Below are 24,917 nucleotides of genomic sequence, written 5' to 3'. Positions count from 1 at the left end.
GGCGACGCGGCAATCCAGAGCGTGCGTAAACCGCCCTGGATTGCTTCGCTACGCTCGCAATGACGAGATTTATTGGAGGGCTAGACCCGCCGGATCACCAGATTCCGGATCTCGCTCATATCCTCGATCGCGAAACGCACACCCTCGCGGCCCAGCCCGCTGTCCTTGACCCCGCCATAGGGCATATTGTCGACGCGGTAGGACGACACGTCGTTGACGACGATGCCGCCGACGTCGAGATGGTCCCACGCCTCGAGGACCTTATGCAGGTCGCTGGTGAACAGCCCCGCCTGGAGCCCGAACTTGCTGTCGTTGACCTCGGCCAGCGCCTCGTCCCATTTGGCGAATTTCGACAGCACGACCACGGGGCCAAAGGCTTCCTCGACCACGACATCGGCGTCGCGCGGGACATTTTCCAGCAGCGCGGCTTCGAGCATATTGCCCGCGCAGCCCCCGCCCGCGAGCAGGGTCGCGCCCGCCGCGACCGCGTCATCGATCCAGCCTTTCAGGCGCTGCGCTTCCTTGACCGAAATCATCGGCCCGATGAACGTGTCGTGAAGTTTCGGGTCGCCCGATTTCAGCGTCTTCACCTTCGCGGTGAGCATGTCGCGGAAGGTCTCGTAGATATCCTCATGGATGATCACGCGCTGGACGTGGATGCAGCTCTGCCCCGACTGGTAATAGCCGCCGAAGATGATCCGCGCGAGCGCATGGTCGAGGTCGGCGTCCTTGTCGACGACGACCGCCGCATTGCCGCCGAGTTCGAGCACGACCTTCTTCTTGCCGGCCTTGGCCTTCAGATCCCAACCGACGCCGGGCGATCCGGTAAAGCTCAGCAGTTTGAGGCGCTCGTCGGTGGTGAACAGATCGGCGCCGGCGCGGCTCGCGGGCAGGATGCTGAATGCACCCTCGGGCAGGATGTCGCATTCGGCGAGCACCTCGCCCATGATGATCGCGCCGAGTGGCGTCATCGATGCGGGCTTCATCACGAAGGGACAGCCGATCGCGATCGCCGGGGCGATCTTGTGCGCCGCGAGGTTGAGCGGGAAGTTGAACGGCGAAATAAAGCTGCACGGGCCGATCGGCACGCGCTTCCACATCCCCATATAACCCTTGGCGCGGGCAGAAATGTCGAGCGGCTGGATCTCGCCATAGTTGCGCACCGCTTCCTCGGCGGCGATGCGGAAGGTGTCGATCAGGCGGCTGACCTCGCCCTCGGCATCGGCGATCGGCTTGCCCGCCTCGACACACAGCGCAAAAGCGAGCTCGTCGAACCGCTCCTGGAAGCGCGCGACGCAATGACTGAGCACGTCGCGCTTCTCGAAACTCGCGAGCCGGGCCATCGGCTCGGCAGCGCGCACGGCGCCAGCGATCGCCTCGTCGATGACGTCGGGGGTCGCGAGCGCGGTGCGGAACGCGACTTCGCCGGTATATTTGTCGATCACCTCGAGGTCGGTGTTCGGCTGCACCGCCTTGTTGTTGAGGTAGAGCGGGTAGACGTCCTTGAGTTTCATTCAGCTTCTCCGTCCCCCCGCAGGCGGGAGGGGGCTTTCAGAGGCGCGTGACTCTGAAAGCGGGTGGGCCAGCAGCGGTGCAGATGCCCACCCCGCTGCGGCTAGGCAGCAAGCTGCCAAGCCTCGCTGCCCCTCCCGCTTGCGGGAGGGGGCCAGAATTACATTTCCTTCGATATCTTCTTGATGTCGATGTTCAAAATCTGGTCGTTCTCGGTGTAGTCGACCGGGCAGTCGATGAGGTGCACGCCCGGCGTGTCGCGCGTGAGCGCCAGCAGTTCCTTCAGGTGCGCCGCGCTTTCGACGCGGTGGCCGTGGGCGCCATAGGCTTCGGCATATTTGACGAAATCGGGGTTGCCATAGGTCAGGCCCCAGTCCTTGAAGCCCATGTTCGCCTGTTTCCAGCGGATCATGCCGTAGCTCGAGTCGTTGAGGATCAGCACCGTCATGTTGAGGCCGAGGCGGACCGCGGTCTCCATTTCCTGGCTGTTCATCATAAAGCCGCCGTCGCCGCAGATCGCCATCACCTTGCGGTCGGGATAGATCATCGACGACATCATCGCGCTCGGCAGGCCGGCGCCCATCGTCGCCAGCGCATTGTCGAGCAACACGGTGTTCGGACGATAGGCGGTGTAGCCGCGCGCGAACCAGATTTTGTAGACGCCATTGTCGAGGCAGATGATGCCGTCGTCGGGCATCGCGTCGCGAATCGACTGCACCAGGTGCGGCGGGAAGATCGGGAAGCGTTCGTCCTTGGCGAGCGGCGCGGTATGGTCGACTTCGCCCTGGCGGAACTTCAGCATATGGTCGAATTTCCAGCTGCCGCTGGGGACGATGTCTTCCTTCATCTGCCATACCGCATTGGCGATGTCGCCGATGACCTCGATATGCGGGAAATAGACCGGATCGACCTCGGCGGTCTTGCTCGAGATATGGATCACCGTCGGGCCGTCTTCCTTCATAAAGAAGGGCGGTTTTTCGATCACGTCATGGCCAAGGTTGACGATACAATCGGAGGCCTCGACCGCGCGGTGGACGAAGTCGCCGGCCGACAGCGCCGCGCAGCCGAGGAATTTCGGGTGCCGCTCGTCGATCACGCCCTTGCCGAGCTGGGTGGTGAGGAAGGGGATGCCGGTCTTTTCGATGAATTGCAGCAACATGCGGCTGGTCATCGTGCGGTTGGCGCCGGCGCCGATGACGAGGACGGGGGACTTGGCCTCTTCCAGCGCCTTCACCGCTTCGCGGACCGATTTGACGTCGGCGGTCGGGCGGCGGCTATGGCTGCGCTTGATCGGGTGGCTGTCGGTATGTTCGTCGGCGATATCCTCGGGCAGTTCGATATGCACCGCGCCGGGCTTTTCCTCTTCGGCGAGGCGGATCGCTTCGCGCACGCGGCTCGGGATATTGTCCGACGAGGCCATCTGGTGCGTATATTTGGTGATCGGCCCCATCATCGAGCAGACGTCGAGGATCTGGAAGCGGCCCTGCTTCGATTTCTTGATCGGTTTCTGTCCGGTGATCATCATCATCGGCATGCCGCCCAATTGCGCATAGGCGGCGGCGGTCACGAAATTGGTCGCGCCGGGGCCGAGCGTCGCGAGGCAGACGCCGGTCTTGCCGGTGTGGCGGCCATAGGTGGCGGCCATGAAACCCGCGCCCTGTTCGTGCCGGGTCAGGATCAGCTTGATCTTGGTCGACCGCGACAGGCTGTCGAGGAAGTCGAGATTTTCTTCACCCGGAACGCCGAAAATATATTCGACGCCTTCTTCCTCCAGGCATTCGATGAACAGGTCGGATGCTTTTTTCATGTGACAGTCGCCCCCTCAGCCACGCACCTACTGGGTGCGGCCCTACGTCCGTGCCGGCGACCCTCAGCACAATGATCGATACAGCGGCTCTCGTCGTCAGGCCGCGAGTCCCTGCTGCATCGGGAAGAGGTTGTAACGAGGGGATAAGGGCTTGTCACCCTAGGGTCCGGACTCAATTACAGCGCCGTCGAGGTTTGAAGCAAAATGGCCCAGTGCGAGGAGAGAAGGCGAAGACATATGTCGATATTTCGAGACTTCTCGACGAAGCAATGGGCCATTTTGCTTCAAATCCCTTCGGACGTCCAAATGGCTTCCATCTCGGGCCGAAAGACGCTTGGAAGGGCCACCCGCCCTCCCGGCGCGTCTTTCGGCCCGATATGTTCGCCATTTGGGCGCCTCGACGGCGCTGTAATGGAGCCCGGACCCTGGCGCGGGCGGCGCGGCCCGATCAGCGCCGGTCGATCCACAGGTCGCGGTCGAGGCGGCCTGCGACTTCGGATCCGGCGGGGATTTCGGCGCTGCGGCCCGTCGCGATGAAGGGCATGAACAGAAAGGCGGCGGCGGTCGCCACGCCATCGCCGGCGTCGCCCTTGCCGCGCGCCTCCAACGCGCCGCTGACGCGCAGGCTGCCGCCCGGCAATTCGGCATAGAGCAGTTGGATGTCGAGCTTGCCCGATTTGCCAAAGGCGCCGCGCGGATCGGCGCGGGTCAACTGGGCGACGACGACGGTGTCGGTCGCGATGGCGATGACCCCGTCGATCATAACCGGCGCCGCGACCTTCAGGTACAGGAGGTCGCCCTTGGCGCTTTTCTTGCTCGAAATCGCGTTGGTGGTCACCAGCTCGATGACCGTCCCGGCGGGGACCAGGGTCCGCGTTGCGGACGATGTCGCCATCGGCGTCGCGACGATGACGTCCTGCGCGGCCGTCGGCATCGCCAGCGCCGCGCAAAGACTCAGCGCGAGCGCGCCGCGCAGCGTCACAGCCCCGCCGGCGCCGGCAAAGCGGTGTCCTGTTCGACGAAGCCGGTCATCAACTCGCCCGCCTTGATCTTGGCGTTATTGCCCTTGGCGAACAGGCCGAGCGGGCCGAGCGCGAGGACGCCGAGCACCGTCTCGCCCGTGCCGCTCGATCCCTTGGCGTCGTTGTTGCCGCTGATCGGCACCTGGATGCCGCCGATATCGACATAGAGCAATTTGGCGCTGAGCGTTCCCGACTTGCCGGCATTGCCGCTCTTCTCGGCCTCCAGCACTTCGCCCCAGGCCGTCGTCCCGACCGGGATCACCATCACGCCGTCGATCGACACCGGCTTGTCGACGCGCAGCTTGAAACGGTGGCCTGCGGTGTGCGTCTTTGTCGTCACCTCCGACACCACCATGAAATGGATCGGCGTGTCGCGCCGCAGCACCAGCGCGGAGGCACTGGGCGCGGCGGGCGCAGCCACCGGTTCGGCGACGATCAAGTCGGCGGTCGCGGCGGCTGGCGCCGCGTCGTCGGCGGGTGCCGCCTGCGCCGCCGCTGCGAGCATGAGCGCCGCCGCAGCCATATGGTTCGAAAGCATAAAATCCCCCTGCAACCCCTTTTGAGGCTACGCGATCCATGCGGTGAATTGAAGAGAGAATATGGTTGACGCCATGCGGCCGGAGCGCAAATTAGCCGGATCATTTGGGGGAGCAGAAAATGAGCCGAATCAAGATTCTCGCGGGCGTGGCGATCGCGGCCATGCTGGTTTCGACGCCGGTTTTGGCGAAGAAGGACAAGACCTATGTGATGGTCAACGAGGAGATGGGCGTTCCCGTTTTCCCCTATGACATCACCGACAAGCCGTACAAGATCGTCGGCGTCGTCACCGCCGGCGTGCGCAAGGCGACGATCTTCAGCAAGGAACCGTCGCAGCAGAAAATCTACAACGAGCTGTGGGAGCGCGGCGAGAAGCTGGGCGCTGACGCCGTGATCGGCGCGAAATATGGCGACAGCCACATGACCGCGATGAGCTGGGGCAGCACCAAGGCCGGCGGCGTCGCGATCAAATTCCTGACCGCCGAAGAAATCGCCGCAGGCGCCAAGGGCGACACGCTCGAGGGCTTCAACCCCGAAACCTGGGCCGGCAAGAAGATGTAAGCGACGCCCGGCTTCGGCCGGGGTGTCTTTCGGACCGACATAAAGGGGGAGCGGTGCAAGCCGTTCCCCCTTTGCTGTTCCGCTCAATCGATATCGAACAACCCCGCGAGCTGTTCGACCATCGTGCCGCCGAGCTGTTCCGCGTCCATGATCGTCACCGCGCGGCTGTAGTAGCGCGTCACGTCATGCCCGATGCCGATCGCGCACAGCTCGACCGGCGAGCGATTCTCGATCCATTCGATCACCTGGCGCAGATGCTGATCCAGGTACGCGCCATGATTGACCGACAGCGTGCTGTCGTCGACGGGGGCGCCGTCGGAGATCACCATCAATATGCGGCGTTCCTCGGGGCGGTTGACGATGCGGCTGTGCGCCCAGATCAGCGCCTCGCCGTCGATATTTTCCTTGAGCAGCCCTTCGCGCATCATCAGCCCGAGCGACTTGCGCGCGCGGCGATAGGGTTCGTCGGCGGGCTTGTAGATGATGTGGCGCAGGTCGTTGAGGCGTCCGGGATGCGCGGGACGCCCCGCGGCGAGCCAATCCTCGCGGCTCTGCCCGCCCTTCCACGTCCGCGTCGTGAAGCCGAGGATCTCGGTCTTGACGCCGCAGCGTTCGAGCGTGCGCGCGAGGATGTCGGCGCTGATCGCGGCGATGCTGATCGGACGGCCGCGCATCGAACCCGAATTGTCGATGAGCAAAGTGACGACGGTATCGCGAAAATCGGTATCGCGCTCGATCTTGTAGGACAGCGACTGGCCCGGCGAGACGATGACGCGGGCGAGGCGCGCGGCGTCGAGCTGGCCTTCCTCCTGGTCGAAATCCCAGGCGCGGTTCTGCTGCGCCATCAACCGGCGTTGGAGTCGGTTGGCGAGCTTGGTCACCGCGCCCTGCAGATGCTGCATCTGCTGGTCGAGATAGGCGCGCAGCCGGGTCAGTTCGTCGGCGTCGCACAGGTCGGTCGCGGCGATGATCTCGTCATGCTTTTCGGTGAAGCGCAGATAGTTGAAATCGGGGACGTCGGTCGGCAGGCGGTTGGGGCGCACCGGCAGCATGCCCTCGTCGCCTTCGCCGCCCATTTCGGGCTCGCCGTCGGCCTCCATCTCCTGCGCGTCGGGATCGCTGTCGCCGTCGTCGGCCTGGTCGCCGGCGGTCTCGGCGCGCGCATCGACCTGGCTCTCGCCGGTGCCGCCGTCTTCGCTGTCCTGCTCGTCGGGCGACTCCTCGGGCTCGCTCTGGTCCTCGTCGCCGCCGTCCTCGGCGCCTTCGTCCATTGGCTCGTCGCCATAGATCAGGTCGAGATGGCGCAGCGCGAGTTTCGCGGTTTCGGCGAACGCCGCCTGATCGTCGATCTGCATCGCCAGCGCGGTGATGTCGCCGCCGGCCTGCTGCGCGATCCAGTCGCTGATCAGGCCGAGGCCGGTTTCGGTTCCCGGTGGCGGCGCCTCGCCGGTCAGCGCCTCGCGCAGCATCAGTTCGAGCGCCGAGGACACCGGCACATCGTCGCGGCTCTGCGCACGCGCGATCGGGTCCGAGCGCATCCGCATCGCGAGGCTTGCCGACAAATTGGCGCGCATCCCGTCCATGTGGCGCGCGCCCAGCGCTTCGATCCGCGCGCGCTCCATCGCGTCGAACGCGGCGGCGGCGAGCGGTTCGCCGGGACGCGCGGCGGCGTGCAGCTTTTCGCTGTGATGCTTCATGCGCAGGGCATAGCCGTCGGCGAACCCGCGCGCTTCGGCGACCTGATCGGCGGGCAGGGTGCGCGACGGGGTGGGCACCTTGATCGTCTTGCCGATCTGCGCGGGGGCGTCGGCGGTAAAGCCGACCTCGACCTCGCCATCGCGCGTCACCGCGCGCGCGACGCTCGACAGTGCGGCCTTGAAATCGTCGAGGGGAGAGGAGGCGGTCATGGTGACTCGAGGCTGTAACCAGCTTTGGCGCTCGAAGAAAGAGAGACCGCGAAGGAAAAATGGGCGGTGGCGACGACAATCCATCGTCACCCCGGACTTGATCCGGGGCCTGCCTGTCTTGAAGAAAAAGGTGGGTCCCGGGTCAAGCCCGGGATGACGGATATATAGCGATGCTTGCTTGACGCGTGCCAACGGCAAGAGCATCCGCCCGGCATGACCTCTCCCATGAAAAAGCCCTGGATCGTCATCCTCTGCGCCGCGTTCATCGTCACGCTGGCGATGGGCGTGCGCCAGTCGTTCGGCCTGTTCCTGCCGCAGATGAGCGTCGATATCGGGATCAGCCGGTCGGACTTCGGGCTGGCGATGGCGCTGCAGAATCTGCTGTTCGGACTGGTCCAGCCCTTTGTCGGGGCGTTGGCCGACAAGCATGGCGCGGGGCGCGTCGTGCTCGCGGGCGCGTTGCTCTATGCGCTCGGGTTGATCGGCGCGGCCTTCGCGACCGACGCGATCGGGCTGCACATCAGTTTCGGCATCTTCATCGGCATGGCGCAGTCGGCGACGACCTTTGTCGTCGTGCTGGGCGCGGTCGGGCGCGTCGTCAGTCCCGAAAAGCGCAGCAGCGCGTTCGGCATCGTCACCGCGGGCGGTTCGCTTGGACAATGCCTGATGGTGCCGCTTGCGTCGATGCTGCTCCGCGACATCGGTTATCACGAGACGTTGTGGATCATGGCGGGGCTCGTCGCGCTGTGCGGGCTGCTGGCGATCGGGGTTGCGGGGCGGACCGACGGCCCCAGCCTGGTCGAGGAGGTCGAACAAAGTGCGCGCGAGGCGCTGCGCGAGGCGTCGGTCCATCGCGGATTCTGGCTGCTCAACGCTGGGTTCTTCGTCTGCGGTTTCCACATCGCCTTCATCGCGACGCACCTGCCGGCCTATCTCAACGACAAGGGGCTGGGCATCGAAATCGGTGGGAACGTGCTCGCGCTAGTGGGATTGTTCAACATTTTTGGTTCTTATGTCTTTGGCCGTGCGGGCGATATGCTGCGCCAGAAATATGTACTGTCGGGGCTTTATGTCGCCCGCTCTGTGGTGATCGCACTTTTTCTCTTACTCCCACTCACCCACGCCAGCGCGCTCGTTTTTGCGGGGGCGATGGGTTTCCTGTGGCTCGGCACCGTGCCGCTGACCAGCGGCATCGTCGGGCGCATTTTCGGCATCCGTTACCTGTCGATGCTCTATGGCATCGTGTTCCTCAGCCATCAGGTCGGCAGCTTCTTCGGCGCGTGGCTGGCGGGGCCGATTTTCGATACGACCGGCAGTTACAATATCGCGTGGGGCATTGCGATCGCGCTCGGGATCTTCGCCGGGCTCGTCCACTTGCCGATCGCCGATGCGCCGGTCAAACGGTTGCAAACCGCATGAAACTGCAGCGGCAAGACGGCATCGCGCTGGCCGCCTTTGCGGTCATCGCCGTGGGCGGGCTGTGGCTGTGGACGGGCGAGGGGCCGGTCGTCTGGCTCACCAACTTCGCGATCATGTGCGGCTTCGGCTGATCGTTCAGCGAAGCAATTCCAGCGGGGTGCGGTTGCAGATCGCCTCGTCCTGCTCCTTCGGAGCGGCCGGATCGGGCATCAGGCGGAACACATGCGCCGATGAGGTCGCAACGCGCTCGGGGCGCGTCCTTTTGCCCGCCACGACATCGACGAAATCGCGGCACGCCACCGCGCTGCGCAGGAAATTGCTGTGCCCCGTCGACCCGCGCGACACGTCGGTGGTGTCGACGATGGTCAGCCCCGGCACCGCATTGGCATAGCAGCGCACCGGCAGGCCCTTCGCTTTCAGATCGGCCGCCTCGAACGGGTCGAAGCAATAGGGCGAACCGAGCCGGGGATAGCCGTGCAGCGTCCGCGACGCCGCGAGCGCCTTGTCGCTGGCCGAGACATAGACGGTGATCCGCCGGTCGCGCGCCACGCGGCGGGCGGCGAGCACCTCTTCCTCGATATCGCGCTCAAAGGTCTCGCGGTCGATGTCGGGCGAGGCGAGGATGATGTTCGAGATATTGCTGCTGTCGGCGCTGCTCGACGTGCGATCGACATAGGAAATCGCCGGGATGACGAGCCGTGCGCCGAGCGAGTGCGAGACGATGACGATTTCCTTGACCCAGGTCTGCTCGGCCAGCGTCTTCAGGAAATCGCGGAAATTGCGGACGTCGTGATACATGTTGGTTTCGTCGACGGCGTAGCTCAAGATCTTGTGCTGCGACGGCCAGCTATATTCGATCACCGGCCCGTCGAAGCCCGTCATGCGCGCGATCTGCGCCGCATCCTTCGAAGTCGTCTCGAAACTCTCGCGATAGCCATGGACATAGAGCAGGACGCGACCCTGCCGTCGGTCGGTCTCGGCCTGCAAACTCCGCCACCAGTCGCCGGGCGCCTGAAAGGCCATCGGGGTCAGCAAGGTCTCCTTGCCGGCGATTTCGGTTTCTTGCGGCGCGTTGAAGCGCCCGTAGCGCAGGTGATCGCCGCGGTGCGTAAGCAGGCGAATGGCGGGCGTGCGGCAATCGGGCAGGCGGCTGGTCGCGAAGAACAGCGGCAACGCCCCCTCGTCAACCACCGCGCCCGGCTGCGCGGTGCAGCGCGCATCGGCGACATAGTCGGCATGCCGCACCTCGCCATAATCGACCGCGACGGCGCAGCCCGTAAGCACCAGTGCGAAGGACGCCACCGTCAGGTGGCGTATCGGCCTCACTTGCCGACAACCCCCTCGGGCAAATCCTCGCCGAACACGCGCTGATAATATTCGGCGACGATCATCCGCTCGGCTTCGTCGCATTTGTTGAGGAAGGTCAAGCGGAAGGCGAAACCGAGATTGTTGAAGATCGCGGCATTCTGCGCCCAGCTGATCACGGTGCGGGGGCTCATCACGGTCGAGATGTCGCCGTTGATGAAGCCCTGGCGCGTGAGATCCGCGACCTTGACCATGTTCGCCACCGTCGTGTCGTCGGTGTCGGGCACCTTGGCGAGGATGATCGCGCTTTCGGTCGCGGCGGGCAGATAGTTCAGCGTGACGACGATGTTCCAGCGGTCCATCTGGCCCTGGTTGATCTGCTGCGTGCCATGATAGAGCCCGCTCGTGTCGCCGAGCCCGACGGTGTTCGCGGTCGAGAAGAGGCGGAAGTGCGGGTTGGGGCGGATCACGCGATTCTGGTCGAGCAGGGTCAGCTTGCCCTCGGTCTCGAGCACGCGCTGGATCACGAACATCACGTCGGGGCGGCCCGCGTCATATTCGTCGAAGACGAGCGCGGTCGGGGTCTGCAGCGCCCAGGGGAGCAGGCCTTCGCGAAACTCGGTGACCTGCTGGCCGTCCTTGAGCACGATCGCGTCGCGACCGACCAGGTCGATGCGGCTGATATGCGCGTCGAGGTTGACGCGGATGCACGGCCATTTCAGGCGGGCGGCGACCTGTTCGATATGCGTCGACTTGCCGGTGCCGTGATAGCCCTGCACCATGACGCGGCGGTTATATTTGAACCCCGCGAGGATCGCGAGCGTCGTGTCGCCGTCGAAGACATAGGCGGGATCGAGGTCGGGCACCCGCGCATCGGCCTCGCTGAACGCCGGGACCATCATGTCGATATCGACCCCGAACATCTCGCGCGCGCTGACCTCGACATCGGGCGCCGCGAGCAGCGTCGAGCCGTGGTGGTCGGGGAGGCTGTTGGGGATATCGGTCATTGTCGCGTCCATTGTTTCATGCTCGCCATGCTGAACTTGTTTCAGCATCCATGGCCCTGGCTCTCGTTCGACGCCGCGTCGGCGGAAAGGTCGGGCCATGGACCCTGAAACAAGTTCAGGGTGACGGGGAAGAGGAGTCGGCGCGTTTCCGCCGACTGTCCGAGCGCGGTATCGTCAAGGGTTTCGCCTTGCAACGCCTTTTCAGACGAGACCGATCGCCCGCATCACCGCCGACTGGTCGTAATAGGGGCGTTCGCAGATGATCTTGTCGCTGCCCGGTGCGAACAGGAAGCTTGCGGCGATGCGGATGCGGAACGCCTTGCCGGTCGGCTCGATCGTGCGCAGGCCGAGCTTGAGCGGGCCGAGGTGGGTGCCGGTGAGCCAGAATTCGACCAGTACGGTGTCGGTCGCGGCGTCGGCGGCGATCGCGATGACTTCATTGGCCTGGTCGGGAAATGGCTCGCGCGATGCCGCAAAATAGGATCGCACCGCCGCCTCGCCGTCGAATATCGTGCCGGGGCCGAGCAGTTCGTAGCGCGGATGGTCGAAGGTCGCGATCACCCCGTCCCAGTCGTGGGTGATCTCCAGCGCCATATGGCGGCGGACCATTTCGATGCGCCGGTCGTCCAGATCGCTCATCGCCGCTCTCCCCTATGTGAAGGCCCCTTAGGCGAAGGCCTTGGCCTTTCTCAGCAGCTGATATGCCGCAACAACCTCGCCGAGTCTCGCTTCATGGCTGCGGTCGCCGCCGTTGCGGTCGGGATGATATTTGCGCACCAGCTCGCTGTAGCGGCGGCGCAGCGCCGAGCGGTCGGTGCCGCCCTCGAGGCCCAGCACCTGCAACGCGCGATGCTCGTCGCGGGTGAAGCGTGGATCGGCGGCCTCGCGCCGCGCCTCGTCCATCCGCTGGCGGAAGCGCGCGCCGAGCGCATCGATCGGATCGCGAAAATCGGCCCAGCGCGGGGGCAGGTCGGCGCTGCCGGCGGGGCGGAAGCTGCGGCTTTCGGTTTCCCAGCCCGCGGTCGGCGCCTGCGCGGCCATGATCTGGTCGGCGCTCATCCCCTCGAAATAATTATAGCCGCTGTTGAACTCGCGGACATGGTCGAGGCACAGCCAGCGATATTGCGGCGGCCCGTCGGGCGATCGGGTGCTCGAAATTGGGGCGCGAAACTCGCCGCATTCGCGGCATCCGGGCGCGGCGCAGCGCTCGTCGCGGGGAACGCGGCCTTGGAATCTTGTGGGACGGGTCGGGGACGGCAAGACAGGCTCTCGGGTCGTTTGAAGCGTTGGGGGAGGTCTTATCATTTGGCGACGAAGCGCTTATGGTCAACCCCATGAGCACCCCCGGACCCGTACAAAAAGAGATGGAAGAGCTGCTCGCCGCCGCTTTTCCCGGCGCCGATTTCACCCTCAGCAACGACAGCGCCAAGCATCATGGCCATAGCGGCGACGACGGCAGCGGCGAGTCGCATTTCAGCCTGAGCATCGAATGGGCGGGCTTCGCCGGCCTCAATCGCGTCGCGCGCCAGCGCGCGGTGAACAAGGCGCTCGGCGACCTGCCCGGCCAGCGCGTCCATGCGCTCGCGATCCGCGCGACGGCGCCGGGCGAATAAGGTGCGGCCCAAGCGTCCCGCCGCCCGGCTGCTGGTCACCGACCCGGCCGGCCGGTTGCTGCTGTTCCGCTTCACCCCCGAAGGACGCGCGCCTTTCTGGTGCACACCCGGCGGCGCGGTCGATCCCGGCGAAAGCTTTGAACAGGCGGCGCGGCGCGAGCTTCGCGAAGAAACCGGGATCGACGCCGACCCCGGATCGGCGGTCGCGGTTCGCCATGTGCGTTTCGTCACGCTCGAAGGCGTCGATGTCGATGCCGAGGAACAATATTTCGAGGTCGCGATCGTGCGGGCCGAGATCGACACCGGCGGGCATACCGAACTCGAACGGCGGGTGATGCTGGATCATCGCTGGTGGACAGCGGACGAACTGCAGGCGCAGGATGAAGTCTGGTTCCCCGACAATCTGGTCGACATCTGGCGCGAGGCGCTCGATCGCAAGGCGATGGGGGAGGGGCGATGACGGACAAGGTCAACCTGGCGGAGGCGTTCGCGCGCTTCGACGATCACTGGAACCCGCGCGTCGCGGGCGACATCAACAATTTCCAGGTCAAGCTGGTGAAGTTTGCAGGCAAGTTCGACTGGCATCATCACGACGCCGAGGACGAGCTCTTCCTCGTCGTCGCGGGGCGGATGAAGATAGGGCTCAGGACCGGTGACGTGATCGTCGAACCCGGCGAGTTCATCATCGTGCCGCATGGCACCGAACATTGCCCCGAGGCGCTGGACGGCGAGTGCCATGTGATGCTGCTCGAACCGGGTTCGACGCTGAACACCGGCAATGTCGAAACCGAAAAGACGCGAAAGACGCTTGAAAGGCTGGACTGACCCATGGACATCATTACCCCCTCGACCCACGACCTCGGCGCGTTCGAGGTACGGCGCACGCTGCCCAGCAAGGCGCGGACGATGGTCGGTCCCTTCATCTTCGTCGATCAGTTCGGCCCGGCGCATTTCGACATCGGCAAGGGCATGGACGTGCGCCCGCACCCGCATATCAACCTCGCGACCGTGACCTATTTGTTCGAGGGCGCGATCGAGCATCGCGACAGCCTCGGCACGCTGGCGACGATCCGTCCCGGTGCGTGCAACCTGATGACCGCCGGGCGCGGCATCGTCCATTCGGAGCGCACCCCCGCCGCCGAGCGCGCTGCCGGCTCGCCGATCTCGGGGATGCAGACCTGGCTGGCGCTGCCCGACGGCAAGGAAGAGATCGACGCGGCGTTCGAACATGTCGCGCAGCAAGACCTGCCGCTGATCGAGGGCAGCGGGGTGTCGGCGCGGATCATCATGGGCAGCCTGTGGGGCAAGACGTCGCCGATCACCCAGCATGCCGCGACCATCTATGCCGACATATCGATGCTCGCGGGCGCGACGATCCCGATCGACGCCGAGGCTGACGAACGCGCGGTGCTGGTGGCGCTCGGCGATGCGAGCCTCGGTGGCGAACGGCTCGACCGCTACAGCCTCTATATTCTCAAACCCGGGCAGGCGATGACGCTGCGCGCCGACAGCGATGCGCGGGTGATGCTGCTCGGCGGCGAGGCCTTTTCGACGCCGCGCCATGTCTGGTGGAATTTCGTCAGCTCGTCGCGCGACCGGATCGACCAGGCGAAGCAGGACTGGAAAGACGGCAAATTCCCGCTCGTCCCCGGCGACAGCGACGAATTCATCCCGATCCCCGAGGTACCGAAGACGGTCAGCTATCCGTGACCCTGCTGCTGGCTCGCGTCGCCGCGGTTTTTGGGGTGGAGAGCGGACGCCTATTCCATCGTCATCCCGGGCTTGACCCGGGACCCGCCTTCCTTCTGTCGCCGTCGGATCAAAGACAAGGCAGGCCCCGGGTCAAGCCCGGGGTGACGGGAAGTGGAACAGCGCGTTTCGCCCGAAGCCGATATCGTCTGAGAAAAGGCTTTCCTAAAAAAGGATCGGCATGATCTATCCTGCCGGATGGCCATGTCGCTTGCCTCGCGGACTATGTCGTCCTTGATCCGCCGGACCCGCTTAAAGCCACAAAGGTCACATTCTCCATGCGTCCATGCGGGGCTTTTGTATTCTTAAGCGGGATATCGGACCTTCGACCCCGCTTCATCGAAACATGGCTTGCCAGCCGCCGCGATCCGCGCCAATCGGGTAGCGAAAAGCAACCTATGGAGCGGATATGATCGGCGATTTCGAGCAGCAGCGGGTGAAGCTTGCGACCGGCGTCGAACTCGACGTCGTCGATATCGGCCCGCGCGATGCGCCGGCGCTGATTTTCCTCCACGGCTTTCCCGAATCGCACCGCACCTGGCGCAATCAACTGCCGCATTTCGCGACCCGTTTTCGCTGCATCGCCCCCGACCAGCGCGGCTATTGCGGATCGTCGAAGCCGCAGGATGTCGCCGACTACACGCCCGACAAGCTGATCGCCGATGTCTTTGCGCTCGCCGATGCGTTGGACGTCCAGACTTTCACCATCGTCGGTCACGATTGGGGCGGGGCGATCAGCTGGGGGGTCGCGCTCGGCGGCCAGCCGGGCGGGCTGCATCCGGGCTGGGCGGGACGCGTCACCCGCGCGGTGATCGCCAATGCGCCGCACCCGGGCATCTTCGGCCGGCTGCTTCAGGCCGACCCCGCGCAGCGCGCCGCCAGCCAATATATCCGGCTGTTCCGTGATCCCGCCACCGATGCGCTGGTCCGCGAGCAAGGCCTGGCCGGGGTGCTGGCCAAGGCGTTCGAGGGGCGGCTCGAAGGCGCGCCGACCCCGCCCGAGGAAATCGCCCGCTCGCTGGCGTGGTGGGAGGATCGCGACGCCTGTTTCGGGATGCTCAACTGGTACCGCGCCTCGCCGATCGAGGTGCCGCCGATGGATGCGCCTTTTGCCGAACCGCCCGCGATCCCCTTTCCGAAGCTCGAAATTCCGACGCTCGTCATCTGGGCGACCGATGACGTCGCCCTGCCGGTCAGCAACCTCGATGGCATGGACGAACTCGTCCCCGACGCGACGATCGTCAAGGTGCCGGGCTGCGGCCATTTCGTGACCTGGGAAGCGCCCGAAGCCGTCAACGCGGCGATGGATGCGTTCCTCGTCTGATCAGCGTTGAAGGAAGCAGCGGGCGGCCCCGGGAGGGGGGTGGGGCCGCCCGCCGCGGGGGCTCTATTTGGTCGTATAGCCCCCGTTGACGAGGATCGTCTGGCCGGTCATCCACCAACCCTCGGTCACCATAAAGCGGATCCACGGTACGATATCTTCGATATGCGTCAGCCCGGTCGGGCTGAACGGCGACAGCGCCGCCGCCGTCTTGTGATAGGCGACCGCCTCCGGCCCCTCGGCGGGGTAGAAGAAGGGCGTGTCCATCGGACCAGGTCCGATCGCGGTCACCGAAATGCCGCGGGCCCCGAATTCCTTCGACGCGGCACGGGTATAATGTTCGACCGGCGCCTTGGTGCCGGCATAGCTCGCATAAAAGGGCGTATAGGCGCCGAGCAGCGAGGTGACGAGCGTGCAGACCCTGCCATGGTCGCGGACCTGTTTTCCCGCTTCCTTCAGGAAGAAGAAGGCCGATTTGCTGTTCACCGCGCTCATTTCGTCGAATTCGGCTTCGCTGGTCTCGGCCATCGGTTTCTTGAGCACCTTGCCGACCGTGTTGATCGCGATGTCGATGCCGCCCATGGCGGCCCCGGCCTCAGCGAAGAGCTTTTCGACCGCAGCGGCGGTGGTCAGGTCGGCCTGAAAGGCGAATCCCTTTGCCCCGGCCGCCTCGATCGCGGCGACGGTGTCGTCGGCTTCGGCGCTGGCACTGTGGCTGTTGTAATGGACGGCGACGGCGGCGGCGCCATGGGCGGCAAAGTCACGCGCGATCAGGCCACCGAGATTCTTCGCGCCGCCGGCGATAAGGACGGTTTTTCCGTTGAGACTATGGTCGACCATCGACTGTTTTTTTCCGAAGAATATGAGGGCTCGGGATTCGAACCTAGGCGTGCCGAAAAAACGAGGCTTTCAGATTCTCCCAACATTGGCATGATGCGCGCATGAATGGGGTGGGGATCAGCGCGGCCCGCATCGTCGACCGGATCGACGGCCCCGAAAGCTGGGCGATCGAAACCGACGTTCACGCGCTGATGCTGCACGAAGCGGGCAGTTATCACCGGCTGGAGACCTGGCTCGACGGGCAGCGCACGTCGCTCGGCGATCCCTTGCCCGGCGAACTGTGGCTCGCACCCGCCGGCCGTCATTATCGCGGCCGCGCCGAGGGCGGGGCGGTGCGCTATGTCCGCGTCGCCATCGATCCCGACCTGTTGCCGATCGGCGCGTTGGGGCGCCCGATCGCCGGCCATGGCGACCCCGCGATGGCGACGCTGGTCCGCGCGCTGGCCGACGATGATGCGACGGCGGCCGAGCCGCTGTTGGCGCTGCTCGCGGCCGCGGTCGACGGTGCCCCGGCGGCACGCGTCTCGGCGCGAACGGTGCACCGGATCGACGCGCTGCTGCCCTTGATCGAGGCGCGGATCGAGACGCCGCTGACCGTCGAAGAGATGGCAGCGGAAGCGGGCATGTCGGTCAACAGCCTGATCACCCATTTCGCCCGCACGACGGGGCGCACGCCGCGGCAATATCTGTTGCGCCAGCGGTTGCGGCGCGCCTGCTGGTATCTGATGAACCGGCCGCTGTCGGTCGCCGAAATCGCCTTTGCCACCGGCTTTTCGAGCCACGCGCATCTGTGCGCGGCGTTTCGCGACAAGCTTGGCCTGTCACCGGGCGAATGGCGACGACGGCATGTGGGCGATGCACGCGCGGAGGAGGAATGATCATGTCTCATACGGCCATCATGCTGATCGCAGGTGTCGCGCTGCTGATCGTCCTGCGACTGACGATCCGCGATGTGCGCCGCGCGACGCGGCTGTTCATCCTGTTGTGGCTTGCCGTCTCGATCGGCAATTTGCTCTTTGGCGTCCTCTCCGCCGGTTACGGCTGGGGCGAGGAAGCGGCGATCTGGATTCTCGTCTTCGGCACGCCCGCCGCGGTCGCCGTCGGGGCGGCGATTTTCGTCCCTAGTCCTCGGGCCTGAGCAGGCAGCCGCTGGCCCCGGCATAACGCGCACTCCGCGACGCCAGCAACGGCACGCTGCCGGTGATCGTCTTGGTCGCCGGGTCCTCGGTGACCGACACCAGCTCCATGCCGGGCTCGAAATCGCTCTGGCAGCTTTCCAGGCTGCGCCCCTGCACATAGCGGCACGAACAGCCGACGCGCGCGGCATAGGCCGACCCCAGTTCGGCCTGCGCCTTGAACGAGGGGAATTTCCAGATCAGCAGGATCGCCGCGATCACCGCGAGGATCAGTACCCAGGGCAGGCATCCGCCCCAGCGGCTCGGGCGGCGCGGCTTGCGGAGATGGTCGGGGACGATCGGCGTCGGCGTCGGCGACGCAGGGGGCGGGCCCGGGTCGGGCGTTGCGGCTGTGGGCGGATCGGTGTTAGTCACTGCACCCATGATCACGAAAAAAGCCATGCTGGCAAGTGCCGCGCTCGCGCTGCTCGGGGCCTGGTCGCTCACCCATGCGGCGGGGCAGGGCCATATGGCGCCGCCGGCTCCCGGCCCGACGATGGGATTGTCGGCGCCGACCGAGGCGGTCGAAACCCTGCCGCCGCTCCCGGCGCTGGCGCCCGCGATCAAGGCCAGGGCCGACGCGCTGTTCGACGATGCCGACACCGTCGGCGAAACCCGCGCCCTCTATGTGCTGCGCGATGGCCAGCCGATCTACGAACGTTATGGCGAAGGGTTCGGACCCGACAGCAAGCTGATCAGCTGGTCGATGGCGAAAAGCATCACGGCGGTGCTGACCGGCTTCCTCGTTGCCGACGGGCAATTGTCGCTCGATGGTCCGGCGCCGGTCGCGGCCTGGCAACGCAGCGGCGACCCGCGCGGTGCGATCACGCTGAAACATCTGCTCCACATGTCCTCGGGGCTCGAGCATGTCGAAAATGGCGACCCGGTGTGGGACGGCGACACGGTGACCATGCTGTTCGGCGCCGGCGCCCCCGACATGGCGGGGTTCGCGGAGGCCAAGCCGGCGGCGGCGCAGCCCGACGAAATCTTCAACTACAGCTCGGCGACCAGCGTCATCCTTGCCGATATCCTGGCCGACACGCTGACCCCGTCGAAAAGCCCCGATGCGCGGCGCGACGCAATGCGCGACTTCATATCGGGGCGTCTGACCGAGCCGCTCGGCATGACCAGCCTGACCCCCGAGTTCGACGCGGCGGGGACGATGATCGGCGGGTCGGTGATGCACGCGACCGCGCGCGACTATGCGAAGTTCGGCGAATTTCTGCGCAATCACGGGGTCGTGAACGGCCAGCGGCTGCTTCCCGAAAGCTGGATGAGCTTCATGCTCGCGCCGTCGCCGAAGGATCCGGGCTATGGCGGCCATATCTGGCTCAACCGCCCGCGCCCGGCGGGGGCGGATGCGGCGCTATGGCCCGACCGCGGCCCGAATGACCTGTTCGCCTGCATCGGCCACCAGGGGCAATATATCATCGTCTCGCCGTCGCAGCGGGTGACGATCGTGCGGCTCGGGGTCACCAAGGACGACCAGTTTCCCGAACTGCGGCGACGCCTCGCCGATCTGACAGAGGCGTTATAGCAGGAACTCACCCACCAGCGTCGTGACGCACGTCCCGCTGAGCTCGACCATATCGCCATCCATCCGGCACCCGACATGGCCGCCACGCTGGCTCGCCTGATAGGCGGCGAAACGGTCGCGGCCGAGCGTCGCCGCCCAATAGGGGGTCAGCACGCTATGCGCCGACCCGGTCACCGGGTCTTCGTCGATCCCGGCGCCGGGGGCGAAGCAGCGGCTGACGACATCGGCGCCCGACGCGTCACCGTCGCCGCGCGCCGTCGCGATGTAGAGCAGGTCGCCGCCCTCTTTGAGCGTGCGCAGGTCGGGATCGAGCGCGCGGACGCTTGCGGCGTCGGCATAGACGATCAGCGCATAGCCGCCTTCGTGCCACAGCGTTTCGATCGGCGCGCCGCCCATCGCCTTGACGATATCGGGCATCGATTTGGGCGCCGCTGGATAGGCGGGCAGCGCCATCCTGTACCCCTCGTCGCCGTCGCGCGCGACGCGCAAGATGCCGGCCTTGCGTGTGCGAAAGCGCATATCGTCGCGCCAGGGTGCGGCGCTGAGCAGCACATGCCCGCTCGCCAGCGTCGCATGACCGCACAGCGCCACTTCGACTCCGGGCGTAAACCAGCGCAGCTCATAATCGGCGTCGCCGCTCTCGTCGGGGATCAGGAAGGCGGTTTCGGCGAGATTATTCTCGGCGGCGATCGCCTGCAGCACCTCGTCGGCCAGCCATTCGTCGAGCGGCATCACGGCGGCGGGATTGCCCGCGAACGGGCGGTCGGCAAAGGCATCGACCTGGGTGATCGGAAAACGGCGCCAGCTCATGGGTAGAGAAATCCTTTCGACCAGCCGTCGCCCTCGCGCACGAACAGGGTGCGTTCGTGCAGGCGATGTTCGCGATCCTGCCAATATTCGATACGCTCGGGCGTGACCCGCCAGCCCGACCAGCGCGGCGGGCGCGGCACGTCCTGCCCCTCGAACCGCGCCTGCATCTCGGCGAAACGCGCCTCGAAGGTTTCGCGGGCATCGAGCGGGCGCGACTGGTCGCTGGCCCAGGCGCCAAGCTGGCTGTCGCGGCTGCGCGTCGCGAAATAGGCGTCGGCGGTGGCGTCATCGACCGGCGCCACCGGCCCTTCGATGCGGATCTGGCGGCGCAGCGATTTCCAGTGGAAAAGCAGCGCGACATGCGGGTTCGCCGCAAGCTCGCCCCCCTTGCGGCTGTCGAGATTGGTGTAGAAGATGAAGCCGTCGGGGCCGTGTCCCTTGAGCAGCACCATGCGTAGCGACGGATGGCCGTCGGCGGTGGTGGTGGCGAGCGCCATCGCATTGGCGTCATTGGGCTCGCTGCCCCGCGCTTCGGCAAACCAGGCGTCGAATTGGGGAAAGGGATCGTGCGTCATGCGCGGGCTTCTAATCCGAAGTGCTACGCCGGTCGAGGCTGGAACTTGACCGCCTTTTGCACCGTTCCCACATCGACGCACAATCGGGCCTTCCCGGCCAACATCTTATCGGGCTATTGGAGCAGCATGGCAGATCCCTATTCCACCCTCGGCGTCGCAAAGAACGCGGACGAAGCGGAGATCAAATCCGCGTACCGCAAGCTCGCCAAGGAATTGCACCCCGACAAGAACAAGGACAATCCCAAGGCGTCGGAGAAATTCTCCGACGTCACCAAGGCCTATGACATATTGTCGGACAAGACCAAGCGCGGCCAGTTCGACCGCGGCGAGATCGACGCCGAGGGCAATCCGGCGATGCCCTTCGGTTACGGCGGCGGCGGCGGATTTCGCGGCGATCAGCGGACGGGCCCGGGCGGTTTCAGCGGCTTCGGCAACGAAAGCAGTGACTTCGGCGGCATTTTTGACGAGTTGTTCGGCGGTCGCGGCGGCGGCGGCGCGGGCGCCGGTCCCTTCGGCGGTTTCGGCGGGCGCAGCGCGCCGCCGCAAAAGGGCGCCAATGTCGCCTACCGCCTTTCGGTCTCTTTCGTCGATGCCGCGACGCAGGCGCCGCAGCGGATCACGCTTGCGGATGGAGGAACGATCGACCTGAAATTGCCCGCCGGGGTCGAAACCGGCACGCAGATGCGCCTCGCTGGCAAGGGCCAGCCCGGACCCGGCGGCGCCGGCGACGGCATCGTGACGATCGGCGTCAAGGACCATCCCTTCTATGTCCGCGAGGGCGCGAACATCCGCCTCGACCTGCCGGTGACGTTGAACGAGGCGGTCGCGGGCGCGAAGATCAAGGTGCCGACCGTCGACGGCCCCGTGATGCTGTCGATCCCCGCAGGATCGACCTCGGGCAAGGTCATGCGCCTGAAGGGCAAGGGCTTCAGCCAGAAGAGCGGCGGACGCGGCGATCAGCTGGTACGGCTCGTCGTCGACTTGCCGGCGGGCGATGCGGCGCTGACGCAATTCGTCGGCGAATGGACCGATACCCGTGCGGTGCGCGCGGACCTGGGCGTGTGATGCGTGGCTGAATCCGGCGACAAGGCGGCCGTCGCCGCGATCGAGCGCGAGGTTGCCGAAGAGGTTACCCAGCAGTTCGTTGCCGAAGGCCATTCGCCGCACTCGCCCGAGGCCCGCGCCGAACGCGCCAAGCGGATCAAATTGCGCGCGCGGGCGCAGGGCGTCATCGATCGCGGCCGCGAGACGCTGGGTCCCGGGACGCGCGTCTTCCGGATTTTGCGCCGTGTCGTCGTCGGCACCTATACCGACGGCTTCATCCACGCCGGCAATCTCGCCTATCTGGCGCTGATCGCGCTTTTCCCCTTCTTCATCCTGCTCGCTGCGGCCTTTTCGATTTTCGGCGGCAGCGTCGGCGGTGAAGCGGCGATCGAGGCGGTCTTCTCGACGATGCCGCCGACCGTCGCCAAGGCGCTGTCGGGACCGATTCGCGAGGTGATGACCGCGCGCACCGGCATTTTTCTGTGGCTCGGCGCGCTGGTCGCCTTGTGGACGGTGGGCAGCCTGATCGAGACCGTGCGCGACATATTGCGCCGCGCCTATGGCACCCATTTTTCCAAGGGTTTTTTCCACTACCGGCTGCTGTCGATCGGCATCATCACCGGCGCGGTCGTGCTCATGCTGCTGTCGTTCAGCATGCAGGTGCTCATCGTCGGCATCGAACAATTCGTCACCCGCGTCCTGCCCGAACGTTTCCAATCGGTCGGTGTCGTCGCGATCTCGCGCGGGGTGTCGGGTTTGGGGTTGTTCGTCGCCATCTATATGCTGTTCTACAGCCTGACCCCGTCGAAATATCGGCGGAGGCAGTTCCCCAAATGGCCCGGCGCCCTGTTCACCACCCTGTGGTGGATCGGGGTGACGCTGGCGCTGCCGCCCTTGCTTGCCAGCCTGCTCAGCTATGACGCAACCTATGGCAGCCTCGCGGGTGTGATGGTCGCGCTGTTCTTTTTCTACCTCGTCGGATTGGGTATGGTGATGGGCGCCGAACTCAACGCCGCGCTCGTCGAGGTTGAGGATTTGGGCCACGACGCTATTGGGCGCGTCGACGATATCATTATTGAAAAGACCGGAGACACAAAATGACGGGTCTGATGCAGGGCAAACGCGGGCTGATCATGGGGCTCGCCAACGACAAATCGCTCGCCTGGGGTATTGCCAAGGCGCTCCACGGCGCGGGCGCCGAACTGGCGTTCAGCTATCAGGGCGATGTGATGCTCAAGCGGGTGAAGCCGCTCGCCGACGAACTGGGCTGCGATTTCCTGATCGATTGCGACGTGTCCGACATGGACAATCTCGACGCCGCCTTCGCGACGCTGTCGGCGCGCTGGCCGACGATCGACTTCGTCGTCCATGCGATCGGCTATACCAACAAGGAAGCGCTGCGCGGGGCCTATGCCGATGTCACGCTCGACGATTTCCTGATGACGATGAACATCAGCGTCTACAGCTTCACGGCGGTCGCGAAGCGCGCCCAGGCGATGATGACGCCGTTCGATCCCGAAACCGGCAAGGGCGGCGGCTCGCTGCTGACCTTGAGCTATTATGGCGCCGAAAAGGTGATCCCGCATTACAACGTCATGGGCGTCGCCAAGTCGGCGCTCGAGACCAGCGTCAAATATCTCGCCAATGATTATGGCCCGCAGGGGGTGCGCGTGAACGCGATCTCGGCCGGCCCGATCAAGACGCTGGCCGCGAGCGGCATCGGCGATTTCCGCCTGATCCTGAAATGGAACGAGTATAACGCTCCGCTGCGCCGCAACGTCACCATCGACGATGTCGGCGGTTCGGCGCTCTACCTGCTCAGCGACCTTGCGAGCGGCGTCACCGGCGAAACCCACCACGTCGACGCGGGCTATCACACGATCGGCATGAAGCAGGAAGATGCGCCCGACATCGCTTTGGCTTAAACCCCTCTCCCCTTGAGGGAGAGGGAGGGGCCCGTCGCGAAGCGATGGGAGGGTGAGGCTATGACCACCACGATAAGGCCCGCGACCGCAAACGATGCCGACGCGATCGACACCGTCATTCGCGCCGCCTTCGCCGGCACCGATTTCGGTCATCAGGGTGAAGCCGAACTGGTGCGGATGGTGGGCGAGGACGGCGACACGCTGGTGTCGCTGATTGCCGAGCGGGGCGGCGCGGTCGTCGGGCATGTGCTGTTCAGCCGGATGGACGTCGAGGCCGATGGCGCTGCGCGATCGGGCGCCGGTCTCGCGCCCGTGTCGGTCCTGCCCGGCCTGCAGGGGCAGGGTATCGGCGACACGCTGATCCGCGCCGGTCTCGATGCGCTGCGGAAACAGGGCGTCGCGATCAGCTTCGTGCTGGGCCATGCCGATTATTACCCGCGTTTCGGCTATTCGCCCGACCTCGCCGCGCGCTTCGCGTCGCCCTTTGCAGGGCCGCATTTCATGGCGATGATGCTGGACTCGGACGCGGCTTGGCCGCTAGGCGGACGGGCGGACTATGCACCCGCATTCGGTCGCTTGGGGTAGGCTATGAGTTTCAACAGCTTCGGACGCGTCTTTCGCTTCACGACCTGGGGGGAAAGCCATGGCCCCGCGCTCGGCGCCGTCGTCGATGGCTGCCCGCCGCGTCTTTCGCTCAGCGAGGCCGACATCCAGCCCTATCTCGACAAGCGCCGCCCCGGCCAGTCGCGCCACACGACGCAGCGGCAGGAACCCGACCAGGTGCGCATCCTGTCGGGGGTGTTCGAGGGCAAGACCACCGGCACGCCGATCAGTCTGATGATCGAGAATGTCGACCAGCGATCGAAGGATTATGGCGAGATCGCGCAGGCCTATCGCCCCGGCCACGCCGACTATGCCTATGACGCGAAGTATGGCATCCGCGACTATCGCGGCGGCGGCCGGTCGAGCGCGCGCGAGACCGCGGCGCGCGTTGCCGCAGGCGGCGTCGCCCGGCTCGTGATCCCCGAAGTGCAGATCCACGCCTGGGTCGCCGAAATCGGCGGCGATGCGATCGACCCGGCGAACTTCGACCTCGAGGAAATCGACCGCAACCCGTTTTTCTGTCCCGACCCCGCCGCCGCGCAGCGCTGGGAAGGGCTGATGGACGCCGCGCGCAAATCGGGGTCGTCGCTGGGCGCGGTGATCGAATGTGCGGCGAGCGGCGTGCCCGCCGGCTGGGGCGCGCCGATC

General features: G+C 65.6%; 29 protein-coding genes. 16 read left to right on the top strand and 13 right to left on the bottom strand.

Annotated features, from left to right (window positions below; translation table 11 throughout):
• Positions 1 to 80 precede the first annotated feature (80 nt).
• The 4 genes from ACREB7_RS06475 to ACREB7_RS06460 all read right to left on the bottom strand — a co-directional run bounded on the left by ACREB7_RS06475 (position 81) and on the right by ACREB7_RS06460 (position 4,879).
• Positions 81 to 1,514, bottom strand: a complete 1,434-nt coding sequence (locus ACREB7_RS06475) for an aldehyde dehydrogenase family protein (protein ID WP_431591473.1) — start codon at positions 1,512 to 1,514, stop codon at positions 81 to 83.
• 158 nt (positions 1,515 to 1,672) lie between these two features.
• A complete protein-coding gene (locus ACREB7_RS06470; protein ID WP_431591472.1) occupies positions 1,673 to 3,319 on the bottom strand; it encodes an acetolactate synthase large subunit in 1,647 nt (548 codons plus the stop codon).
• 448 nt (positions 3,320 to 3,767) lie between these two features.
• Positions 3,768 to 4,301 (bottom strand): hypothetical protein, encoded by a 534-nt coding sequence (locus ACREB7_RS06465; protein WP_431591471.1) that lies wholly within the window; start codon positions 4,299 to 4,301, stop codon positions 3,768 to 3,770.
• On the bottom strand, positions 4,298 to 4,879 hold the full coding sequence (locus ACREB7_RS06460) for a hypothetical protein (RefSeq protein ID WP_431591470.1): 582 nt from the start codon (positions 4,877 to 4,879) through the stop codon (positions 4,298 to 4,300). The genes ACREB7_RS06465 and ACREB7_RS06460 overlap by 4 nt, the downstream gene beginning before the upstream one ends.
• Before the next feature lie 119 nt (positions 4,880 to 4,998).
• Here ACREB7_RS06460 and ACREB7_RS06455 point away from each other — a divergent pair, with 119 nt between their 5' ends.
• The gene (locus ACREB7_RS06455; protein ID WP_431591469.1) at positions 4,999 to 5,439 is read left to right on the top strand and encodes a hypothetical protein; all 441 of its coding nucleotides are present in this window, start codon (positions 4,999 to 5,001) and stop codon (positions 5,437 to 5,439) included.
• An 83-nt stretch (positions 5,440 to 5,522) separates the two neighbouring features.
• Here the strand turns inward: ACREB7_RS06455 and cobT are convergent, their stop codons facing one another.
• Positions 5,523 to 7,346: a cobaltochelatase subunit CobT gene (gene cobT / locus ACREB7_RS06450; RefSeq protein WP_431591468.1), complete on the bottom strand. Its 1,824-nt coding sequence runs from the start codon at positions 7,344 to 7,346 to the stop codon at positions 5,523 to 5,525.
• A 225-nt stretch (positions 7,347 to 7,571) separates the two neighbouring features.
• On the opposite strand from cobT, the gene ACREB7_RS06445 reads away from it, so the two are divergent.
• Both ACREB7_RS06445 and ACREB7_RS06440 read left to right on the top strand, forming a co-directional pair.
• Complete coding sequence (locus ACREB7_RS06445; RefSeq protein ID WP_431591467.1) at positions 7,572 to 8,765, top strand: MFS transporter; 1,194 nt, start codon at positions 7,572 to 7,574, stop codon at positions 8,763 to 8,765.
• Positions 8,762 to 8,896: a hypothetical protein gene (locus ACREB7_RS06440; protein WP_431591466.1), complete on the top strand. Its 135-nt coding sequence runs from the start codon at positions 8,762 to 8,764 to the stop codon at positions 8,894 to 8,896. Before ACREB7_RS06445 ends, ACREB7_RS06440 begins: the two co-directional genes overlap by 4 nt.
• 4 nt (positions 8,897 to 8,900) lie before the next feature.
• Here the strand turns inward: ACREB7_RS06440 and ACREB7_RS06435 are convergent, their stop codons facing one another.
• The 4 genes from ACREB7_RS06435 to ACREB7_RS06420 all read right to left on the bottom strand — a co-directional run bounded on the left by ACREB7_RS06435 (position 8,901) and on the right by ACREB7_RS06420 (position 12,337).
• The gene (locus ACREB7_RS06435; RefSeq protein WP_431591465.1) at positions 8,901 to 10,091 is read right to left on the bottom strand and encodes an alpha/beta hydrolase; all 1,191 of its coding nucleotides are present in this window, start codon (positions 10,089 to 10,091) and stop codon (positions 8,901 to 8,903) included.
• The gene (cobS, locus tag ACREB7_RS06430) at positions 10,088 to 11,077 is read right to left on the bottom strand and encodes a cobaltochelatase subunit CobS (RefSeq protein ID WP_431591464.1); all 990 of its coding nucleotides are present in this window, start codon (positions 11,075 to 11,077) and stop codon (positions 10,088 to 10,090) included. The genes ACREB7_RS06435 and cobS overlap by 4 nt, the downstream gene beginning before the upstream one ends.
• A gap of 201 nt (positions 11,078 to 11,278) precedes the next feature.
• Positions 11,279 to 11,716 carry a nuclear transport factor 2 family protein gene (locus ACREB7_RS06425; RefSeq protein WP_431591463.1) on the bottom strand — a complete coding sequence of 146 codons (438 nt, stop codon included), beginning with the start codon at positions 11,714 to 11,716 and terminating at the stop codon, positions 11,279 to 11,281.
• 27 nt (positions 11,717 to 11,743) lie between these two features.
• Positions 11,744 to 12,337, bottom strand: a complete 594-nt coding sequence (locus ACREB7_RS06420) for a J domain-containing protein (RefSeq protein ID WP_431591462.1) — start codon at positions 12,335 to 12,337, stop codon at positions 11,744 to 11,746.
• A 74-nt stretch (positions 12,338 to 12,411) separates the two neighbouring features.
• On the opposite strand from ACREB7_RS06420, the gene ACREB7_RS06415 reads away from it, so the two are divergent.
• The 5 genes from ACREB7_RS06415 (at position 12,412) to ACREB7_RS06395 (ending at position 15,763) form a co-directional block, all read left to right on the top strand.
• Complete coding sequence (locus ACREB7_RS06415) at positions 12,412 to 12,690, top strand: BolA family protein (RefSeq protein WP_431591461.1); 279 nt, start codon at positions 12,412 to 12,414, stop codon at positions 12,688 to 12,690.
• A 1-nt stretch (position 12,691) separates the two neighbouring features.
• A complete protein-coding gene (locus tag ACREB7_RS06410; protein WP_431591460.1) occupies positions 12,692 to 13,150 on the top strand; it encodes an NUDIX hydrolase in 459 nt (152 codons plus the stop codon).
• On the top strand, positions 13,147 to 13,515 hold the full coding sequence (locus ACREB7_RS06405; protein ID WP_431591459.1) for a cupin domain-containing protein: 369 nt from the start codon (positions 13,147 to 13,149) through the stop codon (positions 13,513 to 13,515). The genes ACREB7_RS06410 and ACREB7_RS06405 overlap by 4 nt, the downstream gene beginning before the upstream one ends.
• A 3-nt stretch (positions 13,516 to 13,518) precedes the next feature.
• Positions 13,519 to 14,400, top strand: coding sequence for a pirin family protein (locus ACREB7_RS06400; protein WP_431591458.1), 882 nt, complete (start codon positions 13,519 to 13,521; stop codon positions 14,398 to 14,400).
• Between the two features lie 448 nt (positions 14,401 to 14,848).
• Positions 14,849 to 15,763 carry an alpha/beta fold hydrolase gene (locus ACREB7_RS06395; RefSeq protein ID WP_431591457.1) on the top strand — a complete coding sequence of 305 codons (915 nt, stop codon included), beginning with the start codon at positions 14,849 to 14,851 and terminating at the stop codon, positions 15,761 to 15,763.
• Between the two features lie 63 nt (positions 15,764 to 15,826).
• Here ACREB7_RS06395 and ACREB7_RS06390 read toward each other — a convergent pair whose 3' ends face one another.
• Positions 15,827 to 16,600, bottom strand: a complete 774-nt coding sequence (locus ACREB7_RS06390) for an SDR family oxidoreductase (protein ID WP_431591456.1) — start codon at positions 16,598 to 16,600, stop codon at positions 15,827 to 15,829.
• Positions 16,601 to 16,701: 101 nt separating this feature from the next.
• Here ACREB7_RS06390 and ACREB7_RS06385 point away from each other — a divergent pair, with 101 nt between their 5' ends.
• Positions 16,702 to 17,478, top strand: coding sequence for a helix-turn-helix domain-containing protein (locus ACREB7_RS06385; protein WP_431591455.1), 777 nt, complete (start codon positions 16,702 to 16,704; stop codon positions 17,476 to 17,478).
• Positions 17,479 to 17,480: 2 nt separating this feature from the next.
• Positions 17,481 to 17,738, top strand: a complete 258-nt coding sequence (locus ACREB7_RS06380; RefSeq protein WP_431591454.1) for a hypothetical protein — start codon at positions 17,481 to 17,483, stop codon at positions 17,736 to 17,738.
• Here ACREB7_RS06380 and ACREB7_RS06375 read toward each other — a convergent pair.
• Entirely contained in the window at positions 17,722 to 18,159 is a 438-nt protein-coding gene (locus ACREB7_RS06375; protein WP_431591453.1) for a hypothetical protein, read from the bottom strand. The two genes, ACREB7_RS06380 and ACREB7_RS06375, sit on opposite strands and share 17 nt — an antisense overlap.
• Here ACREB7_RS06375 and ACREB7_RS06370 point away from each other — a divergent pair.
• Entirely contained in the window at positions 18,158 to 19,312 is a 1,155-nt protein-coding gene (locus tag ACREB7_RS06370) for a serine hydrolase domain-containing protein (RefSeq protein ID WP_431591452.1), read from the top strand. The two genes, ACREB7_RS06375 and ACREB7_RS06370, sit on opposite strands and share 2 nt — an antisense overlap.
• On the opposite strand, the gene ACREB7_RS06365 is transcribed toward ACREB7_RS06370, so the two are convergent.
• Both ACREB7_RS06365 and pdxH read right to left on the bottom strand, forming a co-directional pair.
• Positions 19,307 to 20,122: a PhzF family phenazine biosynthesis protein gene (locus ACREB7_RS06365; protein WP_431591451.1), complete on the bottom strand. Its 816-nt coding sequence runs from the start codon at positions 20,120 to 20,122 to the stop codon at positions 19,307 to 19,309. The two genes, ACREB7_RS06370 and ACREB7_RS06365, sit on opposite strands and share 6 nt — an antisense overlap.
• Positions 20,119 to 20,697: a pyridoxamine 5'-phosphate oxidase gene (gene pdxH, locus ACREB7_RS06360; RefSeq protein WP_431591450.1), complete on the bottom strand. Its 579-nt coding sequence runs from the start codon at positions 20,695 to 20,697 to the stop codon at positions 20,119 to 20,121. The genes ACREB7_RS06365 and pdxH overlap by 4 nt, the downstream gene beginning before the upstream one ends.
• 126 nt (positions 20,698 to 20,823) lie before the next feature.
• Between pdxH and ACREB7_RS06355 the strand changes: the two genes are divergently transcribed.
• From ACREB7_RS06355 to aroC, 5 genes are all read left to right on the top strand, one after another.
• Entirely contained in the window at positions 20,824 to 21,762 is a 939-nt protein-coding gene (locus ACREB7_RS06355; protein WP_431591449.1) for a DnaJ C-terminal domain-containing protein, read from the top strand.
• A gap of 3 nt (positions 21,763 to 21,765) precedes the next feature.
• Positions 21,766 to 22,842 carry a YihY/virulence factor BrkB family protein gene (locus ACREB7_RS06350; protein ID WP_431591448.1) on the top strand — a complete coding sequence of 359 codons (1,077 nt, stop codon included), beginning with the start codon at positions 21,766 to 21,768 and terminating at the stop codon, positions 22,840 to 22,842.
• Positions 22,839 to 23,666, top strand: a complete 828-nt coding sequence (gene fabI, locus ACREB7_RS06345; RefSeq protein ID WP_431591447.1) for an enoyl-ACP reductase FabI — start codon at positions 22,839 to 22,841, stop codon at positions 23,664 to 23,666. The genes ACREB7_RS06350 and fabI overlap by 4 nt, the downstream gene beginning before the upstream one ends.
• 60 nt (positions 23,667 to 23,726) lie before the next feature.
• The gene (locus tag ACREB7_RS06340; RefSeq protein ID WP_431591446.1) at positions 23,727 to 24,251 is read left to right on the top strand and encodes a GNAT family N-acetyltransferase; all 525 of its coding nucleotides are present in this window, start codon (positions 23,727 to 23,729) and stop codon (positions 24,249 to 24,251) included.
• 3 nt (positions 24,252 to 24,254) lie between these two features.
• The coding region (gene aroC / locus ACREB7_RS06335) for a chorismate synthase (RefSeq protein ID WP_431591445.1) at positions 24,255 to 24,917 on the top strand (663 nt) is incomplete at its 3' end.

The sequence above is a fragment of the Sphingopyxis sp. genome (genome assembly GCF_050725615.1).
In the GTDB taxonomy this organism is placed as follows: domain Bacteria; phylum Pseudomonadota; class Alphaproteobacteria; order Sphingomonadales; family Sphingomonadaceae; genus Sphingopyxis.
Note: the sequence above shows the minus strand (reverse complement) of the source record. Positions and strands in the feature narration are given on the sequence as shown.

Coding starts and splice junctions, on each gene's coding strand:
- ACREB7_RS06340 (WP_431591446.1), top strand. CDS start 23,727: ATGACCACCACGATAAGGCCCGCGACCGCAAACGATGCCGACGCGATC.
- ACREB7_RS06475 (WP_431591473.1), bottom strand. CDS start 1,514: ATGAAACTCAAGGACGTCTACCCGCTCTACCTCAACAACAAGGCGGTG.
- ACREB7_RS06440 (WP_431591466.1), top strand. CDS start 8,762: ATGAAACTGCAGCGGCAAGACGGCATCGCGCTGGCCGCCTTTGCGGTC.
- ACREB7_RS06425 (WP_431591463.1), bottom strand. CDS start 11,716: ATGAGCGATCTGGACGACCGGCGCATCGAAATGGTCCGCCGCCATATG.
- ACREB7_RS06395 (WP_431591457.1), top strand. CDS start 14,849: ATGATCGGCGATTTCGAGCAGCAGCGGGTGAAGCTTGCGACCGGCGTC.
- ACREB7_RS06470 (WP_431591472.1), bottom strand. CDS start 3,319: ATGAAAAAAGCATCCGACCTGTTCATCGAATGCCTGGAGGAAGAAGGC.
- ACREB7_RS06455 (WP_431591469.1), top strand. CDS start 4,999: ATGAGCCGAATCAAGATTCTCGCGGGCGTGGCGATCGCGGCCATGCTG.
- ACREB7_RS06375 (WP_431591453.1), bottom strand. CDS start 18,159: ATGGGTGCAGTGACTAACACCGATCCGCCCACAGCCGCAACGCCCGAC.
- ACREB7_RS06365 (WP_431591451.1), bottom strand. CDS start 20,122: ATGAGCTGGCGCCGTTTTCCGATCACCCAGGTCGATGCCTTTGCCGAC.
- ACREB7_RS06355 (WP_431591449.1), top strand. CDS start 20,824: ATGGCAGATCCCTATTCCACCCTCGGCGTCGCAAAGAACGCGGACGAA.
- fabI (WP_431591447.1), top strand. CDS start 22,839: ATGACGGGTCTGATGCAGGGCAAACGCGGGCTGATCATGGGGCTCGCC.
- ACREB7_RS06370 (WP_431591452.1), top strand. CDS start 18,158: ATGATCACGAAAAAAGCCATGCTGGCAAGTGCCGCGCTCGCGCTGCTC.
- ACREB7_RS06385 (WP_431591455.1), top strand. CDS start 16,702: ATGAATGGGGTGGGGATCAGCGCGGCCCGCATCGTCGACCGGATCGAC.
- ACREB7_RS06380 (WP_431591454.1), top strand. CDS start 17,481: ATGTCTCATACGGCCATCATGCTGATCGCAGGTGTCGCGCTGCTGATC.
- ACREB7_RS06400 (WP_431591458.1), top strand. CDS start 13,519: ATGGACATCATTACCCCCTCGACCCACGACCTCGGCGCGTTCGAGGTA.
- ACREB7_RS06405 (WP_431591459.1), top strand. CDS start 13,147: ATGACGGACAAGGTCAACCTGGCGGAGGCGTTCGCGCGCTTCGACGAT.
- ACREB7_RS06415 (WP_431591461.1), top strand. CDS start 12,412: ATGAGCACCCCCGGACCCGTACAAAAAGAGATGGAAGAGCTGCTCGCC.
- cobT (WP_431591468.1), bottom strand. CDS start 7,346: ATGACCGCCTCCTCTCCCCTCGACGATTTCAAGGCCGCACTGTCGAGC.
- ACREB7_RS06445 (WP_431591467.1), top strand. CDS start 7,572: ATGAAAAAGCCCTGGATCGTCATCCTCTGCGCCGCGTTCATCGTCACG.
- cobS (WP_431591464.1), bottom strand. CDS start 11,077: ATGACCGATATCCCCAACAGCCTCCCCGACCACCACGGCTCGACGCTG.
- ACREB7_RS06460 (WP_431591470.1), bottom strand. CDS start 4,879: ATGCTTTCGAACCATATGGCTGCGGCGGCGCTCATGCTCGCAGCGGCG.
- ACREB7_RS06390 (WP_431591456.1), bottom strand. CDS start 16,600: ATGGTCGACCATAGTCTCAACGGAAAAACCGTCCTTATCGCCGGCGGC.
- pdxH (WP_431591450.1), bottom strand. CDS start 20,697: ATGACGCACGATCCCTTTCCCCAATTCGACGCCTGGTTTGCCGAAGCG.